The organism is Pseudomonas marincola (genome assembly GCF_900682675.2).
Classification (GTDB): Bacteria; Pseudomonadota; Gammaproteobacteria; order Pseudomonadales; family Pseudomonadaceae; genus Aquipseudomonas; species Aquipseudomonas marincola.
Window position 1 is genome coordinate 73,771 of the sequence record NZ_LR215729.2, and the last position, 14,301, is coordinate 88,071.

A 14,301-nucleotide genomic window follows, 5' to 3' on the forward strand; every position below is an offset into this window, starting at 1 on the left:
AAGTAACTGTTTTTATTGATTTTTTATTTTTAGCAAAACTGGCACAACCACTGCAATTACAAGGTTAACGAACATAAACGAGCAACCCTGAAGGTTGCTTTGCAGGAGCAAACAGATGAGCCGTCAGATTCCCAGCCCCAGTTCATGCATCAAGTATCTGCTTAGCAGTGCAGCCCTGCTGCTGGTGATGATTGGCGAAGGCAGCCTGATTAATACGGCGCAACCTGTGCACAAGGCTACGGCCAATGCTGCTGCGTTGGCGGTACAAGCCGCAAAGCCACAGGCGCAGGGTTTGTTTGCCCAGCGCGGCGCGGTGCCAAACACGTTCACCGGGCAGTCGCCACGTCGGGCGCCGGGCCAGAACATCTGAGATTGACCGTGGTTGCGCCTTTTCGGGCAGGCACACAAACGAATTCAAGCTGATACACCGCAGGACTTTCTAAAAACCAAGGAGATACGCCATGTTGAGCTGGGCAATTACTTTTCTGATTATCGCCATTGTCGCTGCAGTACTGGGCTTCGGTGGTATCGCAGGCACCGCAACCGGTATCGCCAAGATCCTGTTCCTCGTGTTCTTGGTGCTGTTTGTCGTGTCGCTCATCATGGGCCGTCGCCCACGAGGTTGACCCTGATGGGTCACATTGAGCAACCATTCACATTAACTAAGGAGCCCCTATGAACGTTCTCAAGACGCTCACTGCCGCCCTGATGATTAGCGGCAGTGGAGCGGCCTTGGCCGCTGACACAGTGACTGATGTTCGCCTTAACGATGTACTCAAGAGCGATCCCCAGTATCAGGAAGCCTGGAATGATGTGCTCGAAGAGCAGGAACGGATGCCTGAATGGTTGATCAACCTCGACGGTGTTGCGCCGCCGATGGAGGCCATGCTGGAGGATGATGACAAGTATCTGGTTGGCGAATTATGTCAGGCCAGTAACTGTTTCAATCAGCGCATTTATGTGGCTTTCAGCTGGGACAAGGAAGAAGCTTACGCGCTTTATGTGCAAGTGCCGGATGCACTGCCTAAAGGCAAGGCACCCAGCAATTACGCGACCGAGAAATGGCTGGGCGAGCCCGACGAGGGCATGCAGAAGCTGTTGCACGAGCAACTCAAGAAAGACCCTAACTGGTACTAAGTTGCACTTTGTCGCTCCCCGCGACGATCAGGTCATGGCGCCGTTCCAGGCGCCAGTGGCCAGGAGCTGAAGCCTTTTCAGCCCGCACACTTCCCTCACGACTCGATAAGCTGCCCCCGCGCAAGCCCTGGCGCGTTATCATCTGCGCCATTGATTGGGGGGATGGAACATGCTCAACGGCTTGTGGCTGAGCTTTTTTATGGTAGCGGCGGTGGCAGGTTTGTCGCGCTGGCTGATTGGCGATGATCCGGCGGTATTCGCGGCCATGGTTGAAAGCCTGTTCGCGATGGCCAAGTTGTCAGTCGATGTGATGATCCTGCTGTTCGGCACGCTCACCCTCTGGCTGGGCCTGCTGCGCATTGCGGAAAAGGCCGGTCTGGTCGAAGCGCTGGCACGTCTGCTCGGCCCGCTGTTTGCGCGGCTGATGCCGGAAGTGCCGCGGGGGCATCCGGCACTGGGCCTGATTACCATGAACTTCGCGGCCAATGGCCTCGGGCTCGACAACGCCGCCACGCCGATCGGCCTCAAGGCCATGCGCGCGCTGCAAGAGCTCAACCCGAGCAGCACCACCGCGAGCAACGCGCAAATCCTGTTTCTGGTGCTCAACGCCTCGTCCCTGACACTGCTGCCCGTGACCATTTTCATGTACCGCGCGCAACAAGGGGCGGAAGACCCGACGCTGGTATTTTTGCCGATTCTGCTGGCCACCAGTGCGTCGAGTCTGGTCGGCCTGTTATCGGTCGCCTTCATGCAGCGTCTGCGTCTCTGGGACCCGGTGGTGCTGGCGTACCTGCTGCCCGGTGCGGCGCTGCTCGGGTTGTTCATGGCGGTGCTGGGCACCATGTCGGCTACCGCGCTGGGCGCTTTGTCTTCGCTGACGGGCAATCTGACCTTGTTCGGCATCATCGTGCTGTTTCTGCTGCTCGGTGCGCTGAAAAAGGTGCCGATCTATGAAGAGTTTATCGAAGGCGCCAAAGAGGGCTTTGACGTGGCCAAGAGTCTGCTGCCGTATCTGGTGGCGATGCTCTGTGCGATTGGTGTGCTGCGCGCCTCGGGCGCCCTGGATTTCGGCCTCGACGGCATTCGCTGGCTGCTCGATCTGCTGGGCTGGGACACGCGTTTTGTTGAGGCGTTGCCCACCGCGATGGTCAAGCCTTTCTCCGGCAGTGCCGCGCGCGCCATGTTGATCGAGACCATGCAAAGTCAGGGTGTGGATAGCTTCCCGGCGTTGGTTGCAGCCACAGTGCAGGGCAGTACTGAAACCACTTTTTACGTGCTCGCGGTGTATTTTGGCGCGGTGGGTATTCAGCGTGTCCGCCACGCTGTTGGTTGCGCGCTGCTGGCCGAGTTTGCCGGCGTGGTCGCGGCCATTAGTGTGTGTTACTGGTTCTTCGGTTAAGCCGAAGTTTCAGGATTAAGGCGCGACTGAGCGGCTCATTGATTCGGGTAAATTGAGCCATTCAGTCGTCAGTCCTTTGATGCTCGTGTGTGCACCAAGGCCTGCTGGTTAAGGTGTCACCTTGAAGCGCAGAACCCCGATCATCTGGCCGCCTTCGGTGAGTACCTGAATCTGCCAGCGACCGACCGAGTCTTTGGGGTAGTTGCGCTTATGGCTCCAGGCCCGATAACCCTGTTTGCGCCCGCCCTTGATGTCCAGCGCGATACGCTCAACCTCTTTGCCGTTGAGGCGCCACACGTGATAAATCCGCTCGTTCAGGCCGCGCGGGGCGTTTATTGCGGTGTAGGCATACAAACCCTGAGCGCCAAGCTCGGCGACCGACAGCTGCTTGATGCGCTTGCCGGGCTCACGCTCCTTGCTGTTAAGTTCTGTGCTGACCGCGACTTCTGTCATCCATAAAGTGGCGGGCGGTACCCAGATCCGTGCCATCCAGCCGGCACCTGCCAATACCAGCGTCGCAGCGATGAGTAACAAGCTGCGCCACCAGCGTTGCACCGTGATAATCCCGAGCAGGCTGGGGAAAGACAGCAGTGCAGCAATCGCCAGCGCCAACTGGTAACTCTGGGTCGTGGTGAGTTTGAAGATGATCGGCAATGCCGTCAGCGTCAGGGCGAACAGGGTCAGCGAGTGGTACATCAGGTACACCCAGCGCCGCGCTGCCAGATGCTTGTAGTAGAGCGGGTCGATGATCGACACCAGTGCTGCGGCGATAAGCACGCCGCTGAATAGCGCCTGACCACTGTTCCAGGTAGTGGTGATGAGAAAGAACGGCAGCACGAAGAACAGACTTTCCTGGTGGATCATCTGGGTCGCATAACGTAGCAAGGGCTTGGGCAACTCGAAACCAAAGCGCTTCGAGATTTGCTCGCGCAACAGGTTCTCAAGCGCCAGCCACAGCCAGCTGAGAAGCATCACCAATGCCAGCACTTGCGCCAGTTCGGCTTGGCGTTTGACCAGCAAGAAGCTCGCTAAGCCGGAGCAAAAGCCAAACGTGGCGATCAACCACGGATGACGCTGAGCGAATGCGATGAACGGGGTGATGCGGTCTTTCAGGGTGGTCATTTAGGGTCACGCAGAAAAGTTTGGAGGCTGCGCCACTTGGCCTGTCCTGCGCAGGCCTTAAGTTTAGCGGGAAAACGCGGGAGCATCGGGCTATTCACGTGACCGTGTAAGCATTCTCAGCGGCGGCGCCAGATGGCCAGTCCAAGCAGAATCAGAATAAGCAGCAGGAGTGCGGTAGACAGCCAGTAAACGCCGTAGGTGTTGAGCAGAGGTTTGCTGATGCGCAAATACCCTGGCTGATCCAGCAGCTTGGACAACGCCTTGTTGGCGTCCTCGACGGTAACCGACTGCAAGCTTTTGCGGCTGTCTGCGAAGTGGCTGCCATCATAGTCGGCGAGCGCGCCCCAGTAGTAATCGGCCATGTCGCTGGCGCCTTGTACCGCCCACGATTGCTCTGCGACTGCGGCGCTCTGCAAGCGCTTGAATACCTCGGCATCGACGCCGTTCTTGCGCAGATCGGCGAGCAATTCACGCATGACCTTCTCGGCCTTCGGCAAGTCTTTGCTCTGCACCTTGGCGTTCAGGCTGAAAAAACTCGAACTGCTGAACACTTCTCGCTCGGTGAACGGGGCATAGGTCAGGCTGTGCTTGATGCGCAGTTGCTGGTAGAGCTGCCAGTCGATGTAGTCACGCAGCAACTCCCATGTTTCAAAGTCATGGTGGTCGAGCCACGGCTCAGAAAACATCCAGGCTATGCTGCCATCCTCGCCGTAAAGGCGGCTGATTAGCTGGCGCCGTTGCTGGGCATTGCTGTTGGGCTCGGGTTGTTGGCGTGGGGCGGGGAGTTCAGCAGCGGGTAGCGAGCCGTATTGGCGATCAATGTAGGCCGGCAGGCGCGAGTCGAGATCGCCGACTACGATCAAGGTCATGTTATTGGCCACGTACCAGTCGGTCCGCAAACCATTTACCTGCTCCAGTGTGAGATCAGCGGCTGTGGCAGGCTGGGCGCAGGCCAAACCCAGTTCCTGGGCGATTTGCTGATGGGCTTCGCGGCCAATGTTGTGTTCCAGCAGCACGTGTTGCAGCGGCGAGTCGTTGACCCCGCTTTCATGCTCGACTGCTAGCTTGGCTGCGGCCAGTTTGCGTGAGTCTGGCTCGCTTTGGGTCAGGTTCGCCAGCATCAGATCAAGCACTGCGCGCTGATTGCGTGCGGGCGCCTCGACAGTGACCGTGGTGTCGGTGTCGCGGGTATAGGCATTCCAGACGCCGCCAAGGGCCTGCATGCGCGCCTCTACACCCGCCTCGCCAGAGTCGTCTGTGCCGCTGAAAAGCAGGTGTTCGAACAGGTGCGGCAGTTCCTTCTCGGCGCAGTTGTACTGGTCAAAGCCGACGCCAACCACCAGTCGAATGGCCACATGGCCAGTGCCCGGTACTGCTTTAAGCAGCACCTGTAAGCCATTTTCCAGCTGATAGCCTTCCACTCGGTACAGGCTTTCTGCCTTGGGCGTGGTGCTCAGGCAACTAAGGGCCACCAACACGAGTGGCAGAAGCAATTGGCGCATGAAGGTCTTCCTGACAGTCCTCAACGAAGCATACCTGTTGGTGTGGGTTGTCGCGATTGATCATGTGTATTGTCCGCGCATATCACAGCGCAAAGCCGATTGAGTTGCTAGGTTACTGTGGGTCAGTCTGTTTTTGTTACATCAGCTGTAATACCTCGCTAATGCGGGCTCGGAGAGTGTTATGCGTGTTTTGATTACTGGGGCTGCCGGTTTTATCGGGCGCCAGGTGCTTGAACAATTGGCTGTGCAGTATCCGCAGTGGAGCCTGATCGCCGCCGATATTCAGCCGATCAGTACGCACGGCTTACGGGCCAATGTTGAGCCTATTCAGCTCGACATCAGCAAGTCCCGGGAAGTGAAGGTGTGCATCGCCAGCTGGAAACCGCAGGTGATTATTCATATGGCGTCAGTTGTCACACCACCGCGTGACATGACTGAAAAACGCCTGCACGCCATCGACGTTGGCGGCACCCGTTCGGTGATCGCGGCCGCAGCTGCCGAAGGCGTCGAGCAATTGGTGTTCACCAGCTCTGGCGCGGCCTACGGCTATCACCCGGACAACGCCGAGTGGATCAGCGAAGACCAGCCGCTGCGGGGTCACGACACCTTTGCCTATGCCAAGCATAAGCGCGAGGTTGAGCAATTGCTGGCCAACGCGCGGGTGGAGCATCCGCAGCTCAAGCAACTTGTACTACGACCCGGCACGGTTCTCGGCAAGCAGGTCAACAATCAGATTACCGAGCTGTTCAAAAAACGCTCAGTGCTCGGTGTTTGGGGTTACGACAGCCGTTTTGTGTTCATCTGGGACAAGGATGTGGTCAACGTCATCTGTCAGGGTGTGGCGCGACAGGTTGAGGGGATTTTCAACTTGGCCGGGGACGGCGCGTTGTCGCTGAAGGAAATCGCCGGCTTGTTGCACAAACCTTATCGGCCGATCCCGTCGAGCCTGATCAAGCTTGGCCTGCGCATCATGCAGCCGTTGGGTTTGAGCCAATACGGGCCGGAACAGCTGGACTTTCTGCGTTACCGGCCGGTGTTGAGTAATCAGCGCCTCAAGCAGGAATTCGGCTACACGCCACGCTATACCAGCCTGCAAGCGTTTGAGGAATTCCTTCGTGCGCAGGGCAACAGCTAATCGCTAAACGGCGCGGGAATCAGGCTTCGGCTTTGTGCTGACTGCGATATTCGCCGGGCGTGAGCCCTGTCCATTGGCGAAATGCGCGAAAAAACACGCTGGGTTCCGAGTAGCCCAGCAGCAGCGCGATTTCAGCCGCAGGCAGATTGCCACTGCTGAGATGACGCTCGGCCAGTTGTCGACGTGTGTCATTGAGCAGCGACTGGTAGCTGCAACCCTCATCGGCAAGGCGACGCTGCAAGGTCCGCTCACTGATGTTCAGTGCCCGCGCCAATTCACTGCGGTCGGGTTCACCATGCGCCAGCTGCTCGCCCAGAATCGCCACCACGCGCACGCTCAAACTTTCACTGGGCAGGCGCGCGAGCAGTGCTTCGGCGTGCTGGCGGAGCACCTGTTGCAACGGTCGATTGGCTTGAATCAGGGGCGCGTCGAGAAGCTCCCGCGGGATAAGAATGGCGTATTCGCTGGTGCCAAACTCGAGCGGGCAGGCAAAAATGCGTTCATACGGGCTGATATCGTCAGGCTGCTGATGCACAAACCGGGCTTTGCTCAGGCGGAAATTTTCCAGCAACGGATCAACCATCTGCACCCAGCACGCCATAAGTGACAGCACGCGGATGCGGGTGACTGGCAATTGCGGATGCAGCGGCCGGTAGAACAGTTCGATGGCGTCTTTGCGTTCACGCAGCAGAACTTCGCCGCCTTCGCCGACCAGGCGCTGATAACGCAAAGCAGCTTGCAGGGCCTCGCCTAACGTTGTGCTGCTTTGCAGCAGGTAGCCCAGTACGCTAAACGGTCCAGGTGCCAGATTGCTGCCAATTTCAAGGCCGGGCTCTGGCAGCGGCAGGCGGGAGAGGGTTTGCCACAGCTGCAGCTGGCTCGAAAACGGCACGCGTGCATCGGGGTCCAGCAGCTGTTCTTCGCTAAGATCACTGTGCTTGAGCAGGCTGGCGCGGTCGAGCCCAAGACGCGTCGCCGCGTGCAGGATGGCTTGAGTGAGGCTGGCACTAACCGTGGCTTGTGACGTGCTGGAAGTTGAATTTTGCATGGCCTGATTTTGCCCAAAGCTTAAGGCCGAGGATAGCCCGACGCACCAGTAAGTTATGCTCTAAACGTCTTGATGACGCATTTTCAAGTGTTTCAGGCCGCTGAATATCCGTGCAACTTGCGCCTGAGCGGTTACACTTTCCTGCCTCATCGGGCTCAAAAGGTACCGATGTTTCAAACAACCACAAAAGGAGCACTCCCATGAAAGGCAAATCCTTGGCATGGGTTCTGTCCGCAGCTCTCTCAGGCATTACTCTGGGTGGCACGGCACAGGCCGCAGAAAACTTCATCACCATTGGCACTGGTGGCCAGACGGGTGTGTATTACGTAGCGGGTCAGTCGATCTGCCGTTTTGCCAATCGCACCAGCAACGAGACCAACATCAAATGTAACGCGCCTGCCAGTGGCGGCGGTGTTGCCAACGTAAATGGTCTGCGTACCGGTGAGTTCACCTTCGGCATCATGCAGTCCGACCACCAGTTCAAAGCGCTCAAGGGCTTGGCACCATTCGAAGCCGAAGGCGCAATGGATGACCTGCGTGCAGTGTTCTCCTTGCAGAGCGAAGTGTTCACCATTCTTGCTCGCCGCGATGCCAACATCACCAGCTTTGATGACCTCAAAGGCAAGCGCGTAAACGTCGGTAACCCGGGTTCCGGTCAGCGTGACACGCTGGAAGAAATCATGCGCGTCAAAGGCTGGGACAAGTCGGTATTCGCCCTGTCTGCAGAGTTGAAGCCAGCTGAGCAAGCCTCTGCTCTGGGCGACAACAACATCGACGCGATGACCTACTTTGTCGGCCATCCAAATGGCGCGATCCAGGAAGCTACCACCACTACCGACGCAGTATTGGTACCGGTAACTGGCGCTGACATCGACAAGCTGCTGGCTGACAAGACTTACTACACCAAGGCTGAAATCCCAGGTGGCATGTACAAGGGCAACGACGCAGCTACCCCGTCTATCGGTGGTAAAGCGGTGCTCTCGACAACCGCCAAGGCAGATCCGGAAGTGGTCTACCAGCTGGTTAAATCCGTGTTTGAAAACCTTGATCGCTTCAAGCGCCTGCACCCGGCGTTTAAAGACCTCAAGGCTGAAGACATGATCAAGGTCGGCCTGACCGCTCCACTGCACGAAGGTGCGGTGCGTTACTACAAAGAACGCGGCTGGATGTAATTCTCCGTGCGGCCCAGCCAGCTAATGGTTGGCTGGGCCTTTTCTTTGGCTAAAACCCTCCAAGCGCAATGCGCTCGACTAGCCTTAACGGTTAAGCCTGCTCGTAAAACAAATTACGGGCGTTGTCGTCTTTGATTACTCGAAATCAGGTTCCAGCCGATGGTAGACAAACAACTTACCACTGAAGAATTGATTGCCCAGGATGTTGGCGCGCGCCTGCCCACTGGATTGATGGCGCAAGCGATTGCCGGACTGGCCCTGTTGTGGTCGTTGTTCCAGCTGTGGATTGCTTCTCCACTGCCGTTTATTTTTCATTTCGGTGTGCTTAACAACACCGAAACCCGCGCTATTCACTTGGCGTTTGCCTTGTTGCTGGCGTTTCTGGCGTATCCCGCGTTCAAAAGCTCGCCGCGAGATCGTGTGCCGCTGATCGACATTGCCCTCGGGCTCGTCGCCGCAGCGAGTGCTGCTTACCTGTTTATTTTTTACCAAGACCTGGCGATGCGTCCCGGCAGCCTGACAACGGCTGATCTGGTGACCGCCTGTATTGGTATTCCGCTGTTGCTGGAAGCCACGCGCCGTGCGCTTGGCCCGCCGCTGGCGATTATTGCCCTGATATTTTTGATCTACAGCCTTGCCGGTCCCTACATGCCAGGTCTGCTGGCACACCGCGGGGTAAGCTTCACGGCGATGGCCAACCACCAGTGGATCACCACTGAAGGTGTGTTTGGTATCGCGTTGGGTGTATCGACCAGCTTCGTGTTCCTCTTCGTGCTGTTCGGTGCGCTGCTGGAACGTGCTGGTGCCGGGCATTACTTCATCCAGCTGGCGTTCAGCATGCTCGGTCACCTGCGCGGCGGCCCGGCAAAAGCGGCCGTTGTCGCCTCCGGTCTGACCGGCATGATTTCCGGTTCGTCGATTGCCAACGTGGTCACCACCGGTACGTTCACCATCCCGATGATGAAGCGCACCGGCTTCTCGGCTGAAAAGGCCGGCGCGGTGGAAGTGGCCTCTTCGGTGAATGGTCAAATCATGCCGCCCGTCATGGGCGCTGCGGCGTTCCTGATGGTCGAATACATCGGCATGTCCTATGTCGAAATCATCAAGCACGCCTTTTTGCCGGCGGCCATTTCGTATATCGCCCTGCTTTACATCGTTCACCTTGAGTCCCTCAAGCTGGGCCTGCAGCCGATTGCCGGGCACAAGCCCAAGCCCTGGCTGCGTCGTCTGACCGGCTTTGCCTTTGGCGCCGCGCTGATCAGCGGCTTGTCGCTGGCGGTGTATTACGGCCTTGGCTGGCTCAAGCCGGCGCTGGGTGAAAATGCTCTGCCGGTGATTGCCGTGCTGTTGGCGGTGATCTATCTGGCGCTGCTCAAGGTGGCGGCCAGCGTTGCACCGCTGCCGCCGGAAGACCCGGATGCGCCACTGGAAACATTGCCGCAAACCCGCGCAGTGCTGCTCAGCGGTCTGCACTTCCTGCTGCCGGTTGTGGTGTTGGTCTGGTGCCTGATGATCGAGCGGCTGTCGCCCGGTTTGTCGGCATTCTGGGGCAGCATGATGCTGGTGATCATTCTGCTCACCCAGCGCCCGCTGCTGAGCTGGATGCGCACCGATGGTTCGCATGATCACGGCACCTTCCTCGACGGTTGCATTGACCTGCGCGAAGGCATGATTGCCGGTGCGCGCAACATGATCGGCATCGGTATTGCCACGGCCGCTGCGGGCATCATTGTCGGCGCGGTGTCGCAAACGGGCGTCGGGCTGGTGCTGGCCGATCTGGTTGAACTGCTGTCGATGGGCAATCTGCTGCTGATGCTGGTGCTTACAGCGGTGTTCAGCCTGATTCTGGGCATGGGCCTGCCGACTACCGCCAACTACATCGTGGTATCGAGCTTGCTGGCGCCGGTTGTGGTCACGCTGGGCCAACAGAATGGCCTGATCGTGCCGCTGATTGCCGTGCACATGTTCGTGTTCTACTTCGGCATCATGGCTGACGTAACGCCACCTGTGGGTCTGGCCTCGTTCGCGGCGGCGGCGGTGTCCAAAGGTGACCCGATCAAGACCGGGATCACCGCGTTCTACTACAGCCTGCGCACGGCAGCATTGCCGTTCCTGTTCATCTTCAACACCGATCTGCTGCTGATCAATGTCGACTTCTGGCACGGGGTGCTGATATTCATTGTCGCTACGGGGGCGATGCTGATCTTTGCCGCCGGCACTCAGGGCTACTTCCTGGTGAAGAGCCGCTGGTACGAAAGCGTGCTGCTGTTGCTGATTGCGTTCACGCTGTTCCGTCCGGGTTTCTGGATGGATATCGTCCACGATCCGTATCGCAACATTGCCCCGGCTGAGCTGGCGCAAACCCTCGGTGATGTTGAGCCAGGCAGCAAGCTGCGCATGCGCATCAAGGGTGAAGATGCGGTGGGTGATGCCCGCGAATTCTCCATCCTGTTGCCGGTGCCGGAAGGGGCCAGCGGTGACGAGCGCATGGAGAAACTCGGCCTGATGACCTATGTCGACGGTGACAAGGTGCTGGTTGATAGCGTGACCTTTGGCAGCCCGGCTGCCGAGGCCGGTATCGAGTTCGATCAGCAGATCATGCTGGTGCGTGCGCCCACTCAGGGCTGGCCGAAGGAGCTGATGTGGATACCGGGCATTCTGCTGTTCCTGCTGGTTATCTGGATGCAGCGCCGACGCAGGCCTGCGCAGTCGGGCAGCGAGTTTCCTCGCGCAACCTCCGCTTGATGCAACGCATTGGGGCCACGCCCTGATGCTCAGCAACTAGCCAGAAAGGGCCTCATATTTGAGGCCCTTTTTATTGCCTGCCGAGTGCGCTGCCAGGGTTCTTTGAGCTACTCGCCGCCCATGATTTCGACGCGTAAGGCGCCGCTTTCATGTTCTTCCAGCACCGCATAGGCGCTGCTGCAAAACAGCGAGTTGAGGCGTTTCATGTCGCTGATCAGGGTCAGGTGCAACGAGCTGGTTTCAATACTCTGCACCACCTGTTTATGCAGACGCGCCACGTGCGAGTGCGCCAGACGCCGCTCCTGCGCGCGGAAACGGCGTTTCTCGCGGAGCAATTGCTGGGCACTTTCGCGATCCCCCGAGACAAACACTGAAAGGCCCAGACGCAAGTTGCGGGTGAGTTGGGCGTGCAGGTCGCTTAGCTCCTGCAAGCCGCTTTCGGAGAAGTCGTGGCGCTGCGCGGTCTTCTGATTCTGGACCTTGCCGAGCATGCGCTCGATGATGCTTGCCGCCTGCTGAAGATTGACCGCCAATTCGAAAATCTCTGCCCAGCGCTGGCTGTCTTTCGGCCCCAGTGCATCTCGCGGAACCTGCGCCAGATACAGCTTCACCGCGCTGTAGAGCGTATCGACATCATCTTCCAACCGGCGCAACTCCTTGCTCAGCCCCGCGCCGTTGCTGTGCAGCACCTCCAGCAGATGATTAAGCATGGTCTCGACCAAATCGCCGATGCGCAGGGTTTCGCGCACCGCATTGGCCAGTGCCAGGCTGGGTGTGGTCAGGGCTGTGCGGTCGAGGTGGCGCGGCCGGGCAATACCTTCCTGCTCCATTTTGTCGGGCATCAGCCAGTTGCACAGGTTCGCCATCCAGCGCACGGTTGGCAGCATGATCAGGCAACGCAGGGTGTTGTAAAGCAGGTGAAAACTGATCACCACTCCCTGCGGACTCAAATCGAGGCTGTCGAGCCAGCTGGCTACATGGTTGAGTATCGGAATCACCAGCAACAACCCGATAATCTTGTACAGCAGGCTGCCCAGCGCGACTCGCCGGCCGGCCGGGGTTTGCAGGCTGGAGGTGAGGAACGCGAGCAAGCCGCTGCCGATATTGGCGCCAATCACCAGGCCAATGGCCACGGGCAGGCTGATCAGCCCGGCACCGGCCAGTGTTGCCGTCAGCAATACGGCGGCCAGGCTGGAATAGGTGATCAGGGCGAACAGGGCGCCGAGCAGGGCGTCGAGCAAAATGTCGCCGGTCAGCGATGAGAACAGCACCTTGATGCCATGTGCCTGCGTGATGGGCGCGGCCGCGTGAACAATCAAGTCCAGCGCCAGCAGAATCAGGCCCAAGCCGATGCCGACACGGCCAAGCTGGCCGGCGCGGGTCTGTCGGCGCGAGAGAAAGAAGATCACGCCGAGAAAAATCAACAACGGCGACAACCAGCTCAGATCGAAGGTCAGCACGCGCGCCATTACCGCGGTGCCCACATCGGCGCCGAGCATGATCGCCAGCGCCGGAGCGAGGCTCATCAAGCCCTGGCTGACAAACGAGGTGACCAGCAAGGCCGTCGCGTTGCTGCTCTGGACCATTGCGGTCACGCCAATACCGGCCACGAAAGCCACGGGTATGCGGCCCATGTTGTTACTGAGGACGTTGCGCAACTGCGAGCCGAATACGCGCAGAATGCCGGTTCTTACAATGTGCGTGCCCCACACCAGCAGGGCGATGGCGGAAAGCAAGTTGAGTAGGGTCAACATAAATACGTACCCCAAACCAAGCCGGTAAATTATGACTGGACCCGGCGTGTGTTGAATCGTCAAACGCGTGGTGACCACGCTGTTGTTTTATCGCGGCGCCGTCTGTCCGTATGGGCGCAGGCAGGGATTACTGGTTGTTATCCCCCGCTGCTGTCGAAGTTGTCTTCATAGTTACCGCCGAATTTCATTTTCAGCGACAGGTCGGTGCGCGAGTCGGCGTGTTGCAAAGCCTCTTGCTCGCTGATCAGACCCTGCTCGACCAACGTCAGTAAATGCTGGTCGAAGGTTTGCAGGCCTTGCTCCATTGCCTCGCCAATGGCCGCCCGCAGGGTGTGCAGTTCATCGCGCTGGATCAGGTCGCGAATATAGGGTGTGGATATCATCACCTCGGCCGCCAGCACGCGCTTGTTTTGCAGGCCCGGCACCAAACGCTGGCAGACCACTGCAAGCAGGTTGTTCGCGGCATCGGCCAGTGCTTGCGAGCGTGCACTGTCATCAAAGAACCGCACCAGCCGCTCAACCGCGTGGCTGCTGGAGGTCGCGTGCAGCGTGGCTAAACACAAGTGCCCAGATTCAGCATAGTGCAAAGCCTGGCGCATGGTGCTCTCGTCGCGGATCTCGCCGAGCATGATCACGTCGGGCGCTTCGCGCAGAACATTGCGCAGGGCGTCTTCAAAACTGTGCGTGTCGAGACCGACTTCGCGCTGATCGATAATCGACTTCTGATGGGTGTGAAGAAACTCGATCGGGTCTTCAATGCAGACAATATGCCCGCTCTTGTTGCGGCTGCGATGGTCGAGCATCGAGGCCAGCGTGGTCGATTTACCGGAGCCGGCCGGGCCTGTGACCAGAATCAGGCCGCGATCCTCCAGCGCCAACGCGGCAACAGAAGGCGGCAGGCCAAGGTCTTCAAGGTGGGTGATGTGGCTTTGAATCAGGCGGATAACCATCGCCACCTCGCCGCGCTGATAGTAAACATTCACCCGAAAGCGGCCGGCCTGTTTCTGGCTGACGGCTATGTTCAGTTCCAGATTGCGCTCGAATTCGGCGATCTGCTTGGGGTTCATCAGCTGGTACGCCAGCTTCTGCACATCGCCCGCCTGCAGCTTGCGCTGGCCCACGGGCTGGCTGTGGCCCTCGATTTTCAGGTGCGGTGGCGCGCCGACACTGAAAAAGAAGTCCGAACCTTTGTGGCGCTGCATGAAGTGCAGAAATGCAGCAATATCCAGCGCCGGGCTTCCCTGTTCTTCCGTCATGACCATTCCTTGCGGTTGTCGTAACACTGTT

12 protein-coding genes are annotated in these 14,301 nt (G+C 58.6%); 7 read left to right on the forward strand and 5 right to left on the reverse strand.

From position 1 onward, the window contains the following. Positions 1 to 115: 115 nt before the first annotated feature. From PMYSY11_RS00350 to PMYSY11_RS00365, 4 genes are all read left to right on the forward strand, one after another. Positions 116 to 370 carry a hypothetical protein gene (locus PMYSY11_RS00350; protein ID WP_069900863.1) on the forward strand — a complete coding sequence of 85 codons (255 nt, stop codon included), beginning with the start codon at positions 116 to 118 and terminating at the stop codon, positions 368 to 370. 91 nt (positions 371 to 461) lie between these two features. Further along, positions 462 to 626, forward strand: coding sequence for a DUF1328 domain-containing protein (locus PMYSY11_RS00355; RefSeq protein WP_069900861.1), 165 nt, complete (start codon positions 462 to 464; stop codon positions 624 to 626). Positions 627 to 675: 49 nt separating this feature from the next. Continuing rightward, on the forward strand, positions 676 to 1,137 hold the full coding sequence (locus PMYSY11_RS00360) for an inhibitor of vertebrate lysozyme family protein (RefSeq protein WP_069900860.1): 462 nt from the start codon (positions 676 to 678) through the stop codon (positions 1,135 to 1,137). Positions 1,138 to 1,306: 169 nt separating this feature from the next. Then, entirely contained in the window at positions 1,307 to 2,536 is a 1,230-nt protein-coding gene (locus PMYSY11_RS00365) for a nucleoside recognition domain-containing protein (protein ID WP_150548013.1), read from the forward strand. A gap of 108 nt (positions 2,537 to 2,644) precedes the next feature. Here PMYSY11_RS00365 and PMYSY11_RS00370 read toward each other — a convergent pair whose 3' ends face one another. Continuing rightward, positions 2,645 to 3,658 carry a DUF5924 family protein gene (locus tag PMYSY11_RS00370; RefSeq protein WP_150548014.1) on the reverse strand — a complete coding sequence of 338 codons (1,014 nt, stop codon included), beginning with the start codon at positions 3,656 to 3,658 and terminating at the stop codon, positions 2,645 to 2,647. A 116-nt stretch (positions 3,659 to 3,774) separates the two neighbouring features. Continuing rightward, complete coding sequence (locus tag PMYSY11_RS00375) at positions 3,775 to 5,160, reverse strand: M16 family metallopeptidase (RefSeq protein WP_150548015.1); 1,386 nt, start codon at positions 5,158 to 5,160, stop codon at positions 3,775 to 3,777. Between the two features lie 181 nt (positions 5,161 to 5,341). Here PMYSY11_RS00375 and PMYSY11_RS00380 point away from each other — a divergent pair, with 181 nt between their 5' ends. Then, positions 5,342 to 6,295: an SDR family oxidoreductase gene (locus PMYSY11_RS00380; RefSeq protein WP_150548016.1), complete on the forward strand. Its 954-nt coding sequence runs from the start codon at positions 5,342 to 5,344 to the stop codon at positions 6,293 to 6,295. A gap of 19 nt (positions 6,296 to 6,314) precedes the next feature. On the opposite strand, the gene PMYSY11_RS00385 is transcribed toward PMYSY11_RS00380, so the two are convergent. Further along, the gene (locus PMYSY11_RS00385) at positions 6,315 to 7,343 is read right to left on the reverse strand and encodes an AraC family transcriptional regulator (RefSeq protein ID WP_150548017.1); all 1,029 of its coding nucleotides are present in this window, start codon (positions 7,341 to 7,343) and stop codon (positions 6,315 to 6,317) included. A 200-nt stretch (positions 7,344 to 7,543) separates the two neighbouring features. Here PMYSY11_RS00385 and PMYSY11_RS00390 point away from each other — a divergent pair, with 200 nt between their 5' ends. Continuing rightward, positions 7,544 to 8,515 carry a TAXI family TRAP transporter solute-binding subunit gene (locus tag PMYSY11_RS00390; RefSeq protein ID WP_069900849.1) on the forward strand — a complete coding sequence of 324 codons (972 nt, stop codon included), beginning with the start codon at positions 7,544 to 7,546 and terminating at the stop codon, positions 8,513 to 8,515. Between the two features lie 159 nt (positions 8,516 to 8,674). After that, positions 8,675 to 11,260: a TRAP transporter permease gene (locus tag PMYSY11_RS00395; RefSeq protein WP_150548018.1), complete on the forward strand. Its 2,586-nt coding sequence runs from the start codon at positions 8,675 to 8,677 to the stop codon at positions 11,258 to 11,260. A 107-nt stretch (positions 11,261 to 11,367) separates the two neighbouring features. Here PMYSY11_RS00395 and PMYSY11_RS00400 read toward each other — a convergent pair whose 3' ends face one another. Both PMYSY11_RS00400 and PMYSY11_RS00405 read right to left on the reverse strand, forming a co-directional pair. Continuing rightward, complete coding sequence (locus tag PMYSY11_RS00400) at positions 11,368 to 13,014, reverse strand: Na/Pi cotransporter family protein (protein WP_150548019.1); 1,647 nt, start codon at positions 13,012 to 13,014, stop codon at positions 11,368 to 11,370. 137 nt (positions 13,015 to 13,151) lie between these two features. After that, a complete protein-coding gene (locus PMYSY11_RS00405) occupies positions 13,152 to 14,270 on the reverse strand; it encodes a PilT/PilU family type 4a pilus ATPase (RefSeq protein ID WP_150548020.1) in 1,119 nt (372 codons plus the stop codon). Positions 14,271 to 14,301: the final 31 nt, after the last annotated feature.

What these genes read in the sequence shown, in the direction of transcription:
- PMYSY11_RS00350 (WP_069900863.1), top strand. Translation starts at nt 116, where the DNA reads ATGAGCCGTCAGATTCCCAGCCCCAGTTCATGCATCAAGTATCTGCTT.
- PMYSY11_RS00355 (WP_069900861.1), top strand. Translation starts at nt 462, where the DNA reads ATGTTGAGCTGGGCAATTACTTTTCTGATTATCGCCATTGTCGCTGCA.
- PMYSY11_RS00360 (WP_069900860.1), top strand. Translation starts at nt 676, where the DNA reads ATGAACGTTCTCAAGACGCTCACTGCCGCCCTGATGATTAGCGGCAGT.
- PMYSY11_RS00365 (WP_150548013.1), top strand. Translation starts at nt 1,307, where the DNA reads ATGCTCAACGGCTTGTGGCTGAGCTTTTTTATGGTAGCGGCGGTGGCA.
- PMYSY11_RS00370 (WP_150548014.1), bottom strand. Translation starts at nt 3,658, where the DNA reads ATGACCACCCTGAAAGACCGCATCACCCCGTTCATCGCATTCGCTCAG.
- PMYSY11_RS00375 (WP_150548015.1), bottom strand. Translation starts at nt 5,160, where the DNA reads ATGCGCCAATTGCTTCTGCCACTCGTGTTGGTGGCCCTTAGTTGCCTG.
- PMYSY11_RS00380 (WP_150548016.1), top strand. Translation starts at nt 5,342, where the DNA reads ATGCGTGTTTTGATTACTGGGGCTGCCGGTTTTATCGGGCGCCAGGTG.
- PMYSY11_RS00385 (WP_150548017.1), bottom strand. Translation starts at nt 7,343, where the DNA reads ATGCAAAATTCAACTTCCAGCACGTCACAAGCCACGGTTAGTGCCAGC.
- PMYSY11_RS00390 (WP_069900849.1), top strand. Translation starts at nt 7,544, where the DNA reads ATGAAAGGCAAATCCTTGGCATGGGTTCTGTCCGCAGCTCTCTCAGGC.
- PMYSY11_RS00395 (WP_150548018.1), top strand. Translation starts at nt 8,675, where the DNA reads ATGGTAGACAAACAACTTACCACTGAAGAATTGATTGCCCAGGATGTT.
- PMYSY11_RS00400 (WP_150548019.1), bottom strand. Translation starts at nt 13,014, where the DNA reads ATGTTGACCCTACTCAACTTGCTTTCCGCCATCGCCCTGCTGGTGTGG.
- PMYSY11_RS00405 (WP_150548020.1), bottom strand. Translation starts at nt 14,270, where the DNA reads ATGACGGAAGAACAGGGAAGCCCGGCGCTGGATATTGCTGCATTTCTG.